The sequence below is a fragment of the Haliscomenobacter sp. genome (assembly GCF_040403615.1).
Classification (GTDB): domain Bacteria; phylum Bacteroidota; class Bacteroidia; order Chitinophagales; family Saprospiraceae; genus Haliscomenobacter.
In genome coordinates this window covers 1-11209 of record NZ_JBBAKG010000151.1, presented here as the reverse complement: position 1 = coordinate 11209, position 11209 = coordinate 1, and the positions used below count along the sequence as shown (strand labels likewise).

Below are 11209 nucleotides of genomic sequence, written 5' to 3'. Positions count from 1 at the left end.
AGGGCGTTGAGGTCGGTAGAGACGCGATTCATCGCGTCTCCGGTCCGGGAATGTTCCAGCATTCCTTTCACAATGGCCGAAGCACGTTTGCCGTGGTGGTTGATTTTTTCCTGGTTCGTTGCCAGATCAGCAGCCAATTCTTCGATTAAGCCTTTATCCAATTCCGGCTTACTGATTTCCTCTTTTAATTCTTCGGCAAGTTCCACGCTTAATTCCGAGAAGTTGTTGACAAAGTTCAACGGATTTTGAATCTCGTGGGCGATGCCTGCGGTGAGTTCACCGAGGGAAGCGAGTTTTTCGGATTGGATGAGTTGGGCTTGGGTGGCGCGAAGTTCCACTAAAGTATCTTCTGCTTTCTTTTTTTCGGTTTGAATTTGAATCAAGTCAAGCTTGGCTTGTTCTGCTTGAGATTCTGCGATTTTTAAATCGTTAAAACGGGTATAGGTCAGTTCAAATACCTTTGAAAAACGGGGTAGAATAGTCATTTGCTCATTATTCAAAGGGCTTAGACTGGTTAGCATAATGCAACCAAATTCATTAAATGAGGCTTTGATGTACAACTTTTCTACAGCAGCCATCACTTCTTTGATGTGATCAGGTAATAAAACAAAATCCGTTTTCGAGAACATAAATTGATCCCATTCTTTTTTTTCCTGAACATCAAGCATATAGCCCCAATCTATCGTTTTTTGATGCCATGCATTGAGCACAGCAGTGTTGAAAGGGTATTCATTATAGGGTACGCTAAAACACGCAGGATAGTCAGGGTCTTCATTGTTGGTGAGGTACCACTTCGTATCAAGGGTCTGTTTATCGTAGATGAGAATAATGCTGGAATCCAGTTGAATTTCTAGCGATTTACATTCGGTAAATATCTTGCCGATTACCGCATTTATCTCTTCTGAAGTCTGCATGGACATTGCCCTGGCTCTTACCCGCTCCAATGCTGCCTCAACCTGCGCTTCTCTGGCTTGAGCTTCCGCTTTTTGGAGGTCGAGGAAGCGAACGAATGCCTGCTCAAATACGGCAGCTGCTCGTTTTATTACTTTAAGCATTTCGTCACTGTAAGTCTGCCCATCCCAGCTGTCTACAAAAAGTGTTGAGTTGTTTTCTACGATGAAACAAGCAATGTGTTCTTGAGCCTGCATGATGTAATCTCTGACCGGTTGGGGCAATACATCAAAATTATTATTGGCAAATACGTATTCGAAATATTTATTTTTTTGTTCAAAAGAGTATTTTTTATTCATAAATCCTTCGCCTGTCAATCTAGCTTGCCAACAATCTCTCGAACAGGTATCCTCGTCAAATATATTTTCATCGTAGGGCAAGTTTATCAAAGGTGGTTCCTCGTGAAGATCGTTTCCAATCCAAAAGAAATGATCCCTTGTTTTTTCATCAAACAGAACAATTGCAATAGTACCAAGGAGAACATTTAATTCTTTTAATTTTTCAAACATAATAGAAATCACGTCTTTTAGCTCGCCTGAGTGGTGCATGGCCAACGACCGACTTCTAATTTTTTCCAAAGCCACTTCAATCTGCGCTTCTCTTGCTTGAACTTCTGCTTGTTTCAAGTCAAGAAAGCGGGTATAAGTTTGTTCAAATACTCTAGAAAATCTAAGGATTAGATCAAATTGGGCAGCATTTACATGCTCACGACCAGATACTAACATCGTGCCATAACTCATGCTCGACAATGAGAAGGAAACATCCCCATAGTTTATCATGCTGTCTTTGATGAAATCAGGCAATTGACTCAGGTCTGAATCTACAAATGCAATATCATCCCATGCTTTTTTGGTTTTGCCCTCAAGAAGAAATTCCCATTTTTCAGTTTTCCTTTTAAAATTATCAATCAAGGCATGATTAAAAGGGTGGTCGAACATTGGAATATGAAAACCATTTTGCGACAAAAGGCCTTCTGGTCCGGCCATCCAATAAACCATTCCTTGCAAATCGGCATCAAAAGTGATGATAAAAGAGCGGTCTAGCGCTAAGTCAAGTTTCCTCAATTCTGAAAAAAGGGTAAATATGATGTTTCCTATTTCCTCCGTTGTAGTCATGCTTATTGACTTGCTCCTTACCCTTTCCAAAGCCGCTTCAATTTCTAAATCCCGGTTTTTGGAGGATAATTCTGTGGTACGTTCGAGGACTTGCCGCTCAAGCGTTTCATTTTGGGCGTAAAGAATCTGTTGCTTTTCGACATACAGTTGATTGACTTGCTCCAGGTTGTGCAACAAGGACTGATTGACCTGTCTGAATTTAAATCCCAGCAATGCAGACACCATAACTGGAAAAGAGAATACAGCGAGATGAAACAAGATATCTTTGGATGTTTGGCTCCAGGAGAGCTGATCACTGATCACAAACAAACACCAAAATACTACATAGGCCAGTGTGCCATATAAAACAGGCGTTCCTCGACGGTCTCCCTTTTGATTGGCATGAAGCGCCATGGTTACAAAAAGTAGCGACTGGGCAAGTGATGCACCAAACCCCAGAATTTCTCTTATTTCATACTCGAAAAAACAATAGTTTATAATATCCAAAAAACCAAGTGAAAGAAATGTAAAAATGTAAATCCTCCGATTGTTTTCAAGCAGTAAATAAATGCAGTAAAGCAGGCAAAAGGAGGATAGGTGACTCAATATAATTGCAAAAAGTACATATTGCGTATTGCGTTCCAAGTATGAGTTGGTCTCCATGAGAAATAGAAAATATTCAAATATTGTACTCAAAAAAGCCCAGGCACTTAACCAAAAATTAGCCCTAAGTGGCGGATAATACAAAAACAGTACACCATGCACAAAAAAGAGAATAAAGGCAAAACCGACATTAAATCCAGGCCAGAAATTACTATTAGGTGAAGCAAGCATGTACTTGCTATCAAAAATACGCCCTGAAAAAAAAGGATATCGGATATTATAAATCGGATCAAGATTCAAACCTTGTTGAAAATAATAGCGGACGGCCAGTGTATTGTCCAGCGAATCCAGTCTTAAAATGAGGTGGTCATCCAAGGGGTTATAGGCTTTACTGTGTTGATTGCCAGGGTCAATCTGTCCAATTTTTTGAATCAAGCGACCATTGAGGTAAATTTCAGAAGCGCCAGATTGTGAAATGGACAAGGCATAATTTTTAGCAGCCCAAGGGTTAAGCTTTATCCGCAGCCATAGCGGTTGGTCTGTCGAAATGTTGGTTAATTGGATAATATCTTTACTCGGATCAATATCCCCCCAGCTTGCATCATCAAACTCTGGCTTTGCCCATTCGGGATTATCCCCATCATGCCATTTCCAGCCCTGGTTCAACAAAATGCCTTCTTTGGGAAGGCTGTCGATGCGAAAAACTTCCCTTTTTTGTGCAAAGGCAAGCAAGGGAAACAGTAGCAAAGAGAAGATTAAATTCCGCATGGCAAAGGGTTTTAGGGCGTGCTTTTTTGCGCGATAGCTTTTGCAAAATACACAAATAATGCTCCTTTCAGCATATTGACTAATTGTGTGGTCTGGTTATTTTCAACTGACAATACAAAGATGGTCTGTTGCAGACCGGGAGACAAGGAAGGTCTTCCGAATGGTAGGAATCTGTTTCCGAATGGCGGGAAATGGCCTCCGAATGAAATAGACTGTTATTGCATAAGTGGTAATTGAATTATGAATTCAGTCCCTTCATTTGGCACGCTGTTTACTTCCAAACTCCCTCCATGCCCCTTGGTCACAATGTCATACGCCAAACTCAACCCCAAACCCGTCCCTTGCCTGGTAGGCTTGGTGGTGAAAAACGGCTGAAAAATCTTGTCTTTGATGGCGTCTGGGATGCCATTTCCATTGTCTTTGACGCTGATTTCGATGGCCCTCTCGGTGGCTGAGCGAAGCCGAAGCCGCGTGCTTATAGTCACAGTAGGGGAGTAACCTTCAAGTCCTTGTTTAGCCTTATCATGTATGGTACTTCGGCTTCGCTCAGCAACCGCGTAAAAGGCATTATTGATCAAATTCAGCAGCACCCTGCCGATGTCTTGAGGAATCACCTCGATTTTCGGCAAATCTGGATCAAAATATGTTTCCATGGTGGCGTTAAAACTGCTGTCTTTTGCCCGCAGGCCATGATAGGCCAGGCGCAGGTATTCATCCGCCAGGGCATTGAGGTCGGTGGGCTCTTTGACTCCCGTGCTCGTCCGCGAGTGCTCGAGCATGCCTTTCACGATGGAGGAGGCGCGTTTACCATGGTGGTTGATTTTGCTGAGGTTTTGCTTGAGATCAGCAGCGATGGCTTTGACTTCTGCTGTATCTCCTTTGTCCAATTCTTCTTCCATTTCGACCAGCATTTCTTCGCTGACCTCAGCGAAGTTGTTGACGAAGTTGAGCGGATTTTGAATTTCGTGGGCAATGCCAGCGGTGAGTTCACCGAGGGAAGCGAGCTTTTCGGATTGAATGAGTTGGGCTTGGGTGGAGCGGAGTTGGGATAAAGTGCTTTGAATTTCTTCCTTTTGTTGATGAAGCAATAGGTTTGCTGTTTGTTTGTGCCTATTATTCCGAACTAAAATAATGATAAAAAGTACAAAACAGGTCAGTAGCATGAGTAAAATTAGCACCCTGTTTTTGTTCATAGCCTGTTGCTGCGCATTTTTTATTTCACTTTGCCGGAGCTCTTCATTGAACTTATAGCTGAGCAACTGCCTTTGCTTTTCCTGGTTAAATAAACTGTCTTTTCCAATGATTGCCAGCTTATAATATTCCAAAGCAGTTTTAGTATTTACTTTTTCATATGCTCTTGACAGCAACAGATAAGACTGAATGGCTTCTTTATTGAATTTTTTCTTTTTTGCGATATCAAGGCCTTGTTTTCCGTAATAAATTGCTGAGTCTATATTGCCAATCTGTTCGTATAACTCCCCTGTACCAATAAAAGCACCTGCTAAATCTTTGTAGTTTTTATCTCTCTGTAAAAATTCAATCGCCTGCCTGAAGTAACTGAATGCTGTATCTGTTTTTTTTATTTTTGCATAAAGGCGGCCGTTCATCAGCAGTATCCAGCCATTATGAATCATGAGTGGATAATTCAAAGCTTTGGTCAGGTAAAATTGAGCTGAATCCAAATGGTTCATTTCATAATATATTGAGCCCCTCATGGCGTTGGCAATACCGCGTACAAATTCAAATTCAGGTGGAATATGCTCTAGCGTTAAAGAGCTGTAATACAATGCTTCGTTATAATCCCCTTGGTCTCTGTACGAATTGAGTAAACCGGAATAAATCTTTGCCACTATAGGATTATTTTGGGATTTGTAAAACGCTAAAACCTGCTGTAGTAATTTTACGGCAGTTGCATAATCACCTACGGCCCACCAATAACCGGCAAGGTTATCTTTACACCTGATTTCACCTTCGAGATAGCCTATAGATTGCGCTATTCTTAAACCTTTGCTTGCGAATAAAAAAGCGGTATCAGGACTTGAATTACCCAATCCCTCGCTTAAATCTGCTAATAAGTTAACCCGCACCTCATCTTCTGTTGCTTTTGAAAGCAGGCCTAATAAACTGTCTGCACGCGATTGTTGTCCAGAAAGGATTATTGAGTAAAACAGCACTGTAAAAAGCAATAAATTTTTCATAAAGCAATTTGAATTTATAGGGCTTTTAAAGGCAGCATAATTGTAAACCCAGTACCTTCTTTTTCTTTTGTTTCCATTGCCAAACTCCCCCCATGCCCCTTCGTCACAATATCGTACGCCAAACTCAGCCCCAACCCCGTTCCCTGCCCAGTAGGTTTGGTGGTGAAAAACGGCTGAAAAATTTTGTCTTTGATCGCTTCAGGGATGCCATTGCCATTGTCTTTGACCTTGATCTCCACCTTGTCTCCTACAATGCTCGAACTTACCGTCACAGTAGGTTCGTATTCTTCAATTTCCAATTTTGCTTTTTCATTTACGGCATAAAAAGCATTATTGATCAAGTTCAACAGCACCCGACCGATGTCTTGCGGGATAACCTCGATTTTTGGTAAATCGGGGTCAAAATGGGTCTCCAGCATAGCGTTGAAACTATTGTCTTTAGCGCGTAAGCCGTGATAAGCAATGTTTAGGTATTCATCCGCCAACGCATTGAGGTCAGTAGGTTCTTTTACACCAGTGCTCGTCCGCGAATGCTCCAGCATCCCTCTGACAATGGAGGCGGCGCGTTTGCCGTGGTGGTTGATTTTCTCCTGATTCTTTGCCAGATCAGCTGCCAATTCTTCGATTAAGCCTTTGTCCAATTCCGGCTTATTGATTTCCTCTTTTAATTCTTCAGCAAGTTCCACACTTAATTCTGAAAAATTATTCACGAAATTTAGGGGGTTTTGGATTTCGTGGGCGATGCCAGCGGTTAGCTCACCAAGGGAGGCGAGTTTTTCGGATTGAATGAGTTGGGCCTGGGTGGCTTTGATGGTTTCCAGGGAGTTTTGCAATTGCGTTTTTTGGCTATTGATCTCTTCTTTTTGTGCCTGCAGCAAGGCGTTGGCACGTTGCTTTTGTTGGTTGTTGCGGTAGAGGATGAAAGCCAGCAAGAGCACTGCACCCAAAACAGCCAGCAAGCTGTACATTTTCACCCTGTTTTGATAAGCGATTTTAGCAGTCTCAATTTCCTGTTGGATTTTTTGTTGGCGTTGTTCTTCTTTGAAGGTCAAGGATTGTACTTCGCGTACTTTTTCCGCACCAGATACACTATCCCTGGCCGCAACGGCAAGGTCATTGTAAAAAAGTGCATTTTTGTAGGCCCCGTAATTTTCGTACACTTCCCGCAAAAGCCCAGCCGCCCTTTTCATGATTTCAAAACTTTTGATTTTACTGGCGCCTGTGTAAGCCTGGGTAGCATAATGGATGACGGAATCTTTTTGGTTGGTTTGGTAATAATAATTGGCTAAGCCCAGTTGACTTTCCTGAATTGAGGTGACAAAATTGACCTCGTAAGCTTTTTGAATGGCCAGGCGATAATAACGGAGGGCATTTTCGGGCTGATTCTGACGGATGTAAATGTTTCCCAACAAATTGCAAATCGGGGTGAAAAAGTATTCGCCGCCATTAAAGGGTTTTTCGATATAGCGTTGGTAGGCCATTTGAGCATAATACATCGCAGAGTCCAATTGACCGTTTTTTTCAAAAAGTTGCCCCATGCGCATCGGCCCCGCAGGGTATCCTCGTTGATCGGCGGGTAATTTATCTTTTATTCTTTTTTCAAAGACCTGATAAGAACGCCGTGCATACTTGATGGCATTTCTAAGATCACCTTGAACTTCATAATTGTTGGCCAAAAAGGCCAAAGACATACTAATATCCTGGTTGGTATTTTGGGTATAATGCAATGCTTCCAACAATAAGACGGTTGATTTAGCTGGTTCGCCTCTTTCGCCATAAAAAAAACCTAAGCTTAACAAACAACCCAAAATCTTATCCTTGTGGTCTGCTTTGCGGGCGTAGTGCAAAGCTTGATTGAAATGATAAATGGCGAGGTTGATGTTGGAGTTTTGGTTGGCTAAGGCTATCAAAAAGTGCAGATCAACCTTGTTGGTATCCGTTTTTGCTAAGGTCAGGGCATGCTTTATACTGTCTAGTTGTTTCTTGGGGATGTTGTATTGCCCTTTTAGTGCTGCACTTAAGAGCAGAATCAATAACAATGTGTTTAGGATTTTCATCGGCTTTTTTTTACAATTTGAAGGTACAAGATATAAATAGAGCCCTGGGCTGTATGGCGCTGGTAAAATATACTGCCTTCGGATTGGCTGCCCGATTTGTAGGTGTGAACAACTCTGTATCAAATGTTTGGAAAGGAACACCACTGGGGGTGGGCGCAGACCAATTCATGATCCCGAATTTGTTCAAAACATTGTTAATGCTTGCTTGTAGTTGGATTTTTGGTGAAAGGGTATAGCCAATATTTAGATCAAACTGACTGAAGGCAGGCAGATAAAAGGTCTCGCTAGTATTTGCAGCTCTTTTGGCCAGGTAGTACCAATTCAAGTTGACAAATAGCTTGTTGTTTCGATAAGTTGGCGTAACATTAATGATAAAGGCCGGAGTGTAACTGCTGATTTTTTTTCCAGAACGGTCAATTAGTGTATCATCAGCAGGGCCTCGTTTCCTCGTATCATAGAATTGGTATTTATCAGCCGTAAATTGCTGTACTACGGCATTTGCCCGGATGCTCCAATGGTCGTTCAGTGTATAATTGCCCTCTATTTCAACTCCAATGGTATGGGTCTTATTGTAGATTTTTGGAGTAGCATAGTAGGTAACCACCTGACCGGTTTCTTGCACGACCTTCTGGTTGAGGATTTTGTCCAATGCGCTATAAAATGGGGTAATAAAAAGGTTACTTTTTCCTCTGGATATTTTTACACCAAATTCTATTTGGATGTTTTTTTGAGGTACAACACCTAGTAATTTGCTGTTTTCAGTATAAAAATTGAATTGGGGTGCCTTGCTTCCTCTTGAGTATCGCCCATAAAAAGACAAATTATTGTTGACTTTGTAATTGATGCCGGCTGAAAAAGAAAGCGTGTTCAAATGGCTTGAATATTCAATATTTTGCCCAAGTACAGAAGATTTATTGTCGTACAATGTGGTAGAATCCCCATCTACTCCGCCCAGGCTTTGGCTGGCACTGATTGGCCTACGCTGTTTTGCATTTAATTTAAAATCTTCATAACGAAAACCCCAATCCAGGTTGAGTTTGTTTGAAATGTTCCAATTGTGGCCAAAGAAAAAAGCAGTTTGGTTGATGGTTGATTCCGTACGTGATACCCCAGCGGAGCCATAGTCAGAGATGCCATTTCGATCCGTATAATGATAAGTTGGAGGATTGGCAATACCTGAAGGAATGTAATCTATCCCTACAAATTGAGGTTTGTCTTCAATTGTGCCATAGCCTATTGCTGCGGGTGGAGTAAGGTTGTATTTAAACCAAGTGCTGGAGTGAAATACACCCGCAGTAAAGCCCATGGTTTTAAATTGTTTTTTGAGGGTAAATTGATTGATGAGGTCTTTCATGGTTCCATTTTCATAGGAAATAGGATTGAAAAAAACCGAATTAGGCTGCACTGTTGATCCAGGTAGATTAAGGTTAGATTTGAAGGCAAATGGAAAATTTGGATTGCTAAAATCCAATTCCTGGGTTACACTGCCATATCGTTGATTGGTTTTGGGGTTGTAAAAATTATAGGTTCCAAATTTGCCCAACAAACCATTGATGGCATAAAACGGCACTTGATCTACGGCAAAAGGATAGACAATAAAGGAAGAATTGCTCAAGATGGATTTATCGGAGTAGCGGAGGGCATTTTGTATTTTCCAGCCTTTGCCTATGCGGTGTTCCCAATTGAGACTTGGCGCCAATTCTTTATACAAGTTTAGGTTTTTTGAGTCATAGTTAACATCGGTCAAACCATTTACCGAAGCGGGGTAATACAGCGTCGCCTTGGGGTTTAAAACCGAGCTAGAGTTGGTAAAATTGCCAGCGGGAGTTGGCTTGTCAAAGTTAACAGTAGGGGTATATTCAAACTGGACGGTGCGGTCGTGCAAGTATTTTAAGTTAAACTGGACGGAACCTTGTTTATATTTTTTAACCAGATTCGCTTTGATTTGACCGCCTCGACTCAAAGGATAACCGGGGTATTTGGCGCCGTCGGCATGCCGATAATGCCCCCCGATGTAGTAAGTTAAGTTTTTATCTTTGCTCAAGGGGCCACCAAAACCAGCATCTTGTCGATAATAAGGGTTTTTGACATTGCCTTCCAGTCCTACCCGAGTACGAAATTCCCCCTCGAAAGTTGATCCACCGGTTTTAGAGATGTAATTGAAAATACCCCCAGGCGCATTTACCCCCAGTACCGAAGCTGTTCCTCCCCGTACCGCTTCAATACGGCCTAAGGTAACATCGGCCCTCAAAAAAGGATCGGGATTGTATTGGCCAGCAGCAGGTATGATGGGCAATCCATCCTCCTGCATAGAGACATAATAGTAAGCTCCGCCCAAGGCCATACCCCTGGTAACAACCTCATTGTAGATTTCACCTCGTGAAGTATTGGTAAACACCCCAGGTACTTGACGCAGCAATTCAACAGCACTATTGGGCACAATGCGATCCAATGTTTTGCTATCAATGGTCGTAATGGCAATGGAAGATTCAATGCGTTTTCTGGTGTCAAATACTCCAGTGACAATCATTTCATCCAGGATTTTCACTTCTTCTTCCAAGTTGACATTTACTTCAGTGACCGGCCCATTGCCGACACTAACTGAAATCTCTTTCTTTAAATAGCCAATCGAAGTGAAGACTAGGACAAGGCGTTTTTCGGTGTTGATTGGCAGGATAAATTTGCCATTGATATCGGTGTTGGTACCAGTTTGAGTGTTCTGGATTTGAACAGAAACACCGACAAGTGGTTGCTGATTTTTGTCATTGACATAGCCGTGTATGGAACGATCCTGACCAAAGGAAAAAGAAAGAGACATCTGCATGAATAACAAACAGAGTAATGAATAAACTAGGCTCTTCATTCTATTTAGGTTTAATTAGGTGTTAAATGATTAAGCTTAATCACCATGCAATACTAGATTGCTGTGGATTGCAGCGTTATGATGAAAGTTGTTCCAGCGCCAATACTGCTTTCTACTTCCAATTTTCCCCCATGCCCCTTCGTCACAATATCGTACGCCAAACTCAGCCCCAACCCCGTTCCCTGCCCGGTAGGTTTAGTAGTGAAAAACGGCTGGAAAATCTTGTCTTTGATCGCGTCAGGGATGCCGTTACCGTTGTCTTTGACGCTGATTTCGATGGCGTTTTCGGCTTCGGCTACGCTCAGCCTCCGGGTGCTAACGGTTACGGCAGGGGCATAACCCTCAATCCCTTGCTTTGCCTTATCATTCACCGTACTTCGGCTTCGCTCAGCAACTGCATAAAAAGCATTGTTGATCAAATTCAACAGCACCCGTCCAATGTCTTGAGGAATCACTTCGATTTTAGGCAAATCGGGATCAAAATGCGTTTCCATCGCCGCGTTGAAACTATTGTCTTTAGCCCGCAAGCCGTGATAAGCCAGGCGCAAGTATTCATCGGCCAGGGCGTTGAGGTCGGTGGGTTCTTTGACACCCGTACTTGCCCGCGAGTGCTCGAGCATGCCTTTCACGATGGAGGAGGCGCGTTTACCATGGTGGTTGATTTTGCTGAGGTTT

Annotated in this window: 5 protein-coding genes; all 5 read right to left on the bottom strand. The window is 42.3% G+C overall.

Features of this window, described 5'->3' with window-relative positions; all coding sequences use genetic code 11:
* Nucleotides 1-3416 (bottom strand): sensor histidine kinase (locus ABW391_RS29640; protein ID WP_502916355.1); only part of this gene is annotated, 3416 nt, incomplete at its 3' end.
* A gap of 215 nt (nt 3417-3631) precedes the next feature.
* A complete protein-coding gene (locus ABW391_RS26780) occupies nt 3632-5614 on the bottom strand; it encodes a tetratricopeptide repeat-containing sensor histidine kinase (RefSeq protein ID WP_353484981.1) in 1983 nt (660 codons plus the stop codon).
* A 14-nt stretch (nt 5615-5628) separates the two neighbouring features.
* Nucleotides 5629-7671 carry an ATP-binding protein gene (locus ABW391_RS26775; protein WP_353484980.1) on the bottom strand — a complete coding sequence of 681 codons (2043 nt, stop codon included), beginning with the start codon at nt 7669-7671 and terminating at the stop codon, nt 5629-5631.
* A gap of 10 nt (nt 7672-7681) precedes the next feature.
* Nucleotides 7682-10534 (bottom strand): TonB-dependent receptor, encoded by a 2853-nt coding sequence (locus ABW391_RS26770; RefSeq protein ID WP_353484979.1) that lies wholly within the window; start codon nt 10532-10534, stop codon nt 7682-7684.
* A 53-nt stretch (nt 10535-10587) separates the two neighbouring features.
* Nucleotides 10588-11209, bottom strand: a 622-nt coding sequence (locus tag ABW391_RS26765; protein WP_353484978.1) for a sensor histidine kinase, incomplete at its 5' end; no start/stop codon positions are given.

Excerpts from the sequence above, each read along its gene's own strand:
- ABW391_RS26780 (WP_353484981.1), bottom strand. The coding sequence starts at position 5,614 with ATGAAAAATTTATTGCTTTTTACAGTGCTGTTTTACTCAATAATCCTT.
- ABW391_RS26775 (WP_353484980.1), bottom strand. The coding sequence starts at position 7,671 with ATGAAAATCCTAAACACATTGTTATTGATTCTGCTCTTAAGTGCAGCA.
- ABW391_RS26770 (WP_353484979.1), bottom strand. The coding sequence starts at position 10,534 with ATGAAGAGCCTAGTTTATTCATTACTCTGTTTGTTATTCATGCAGATG.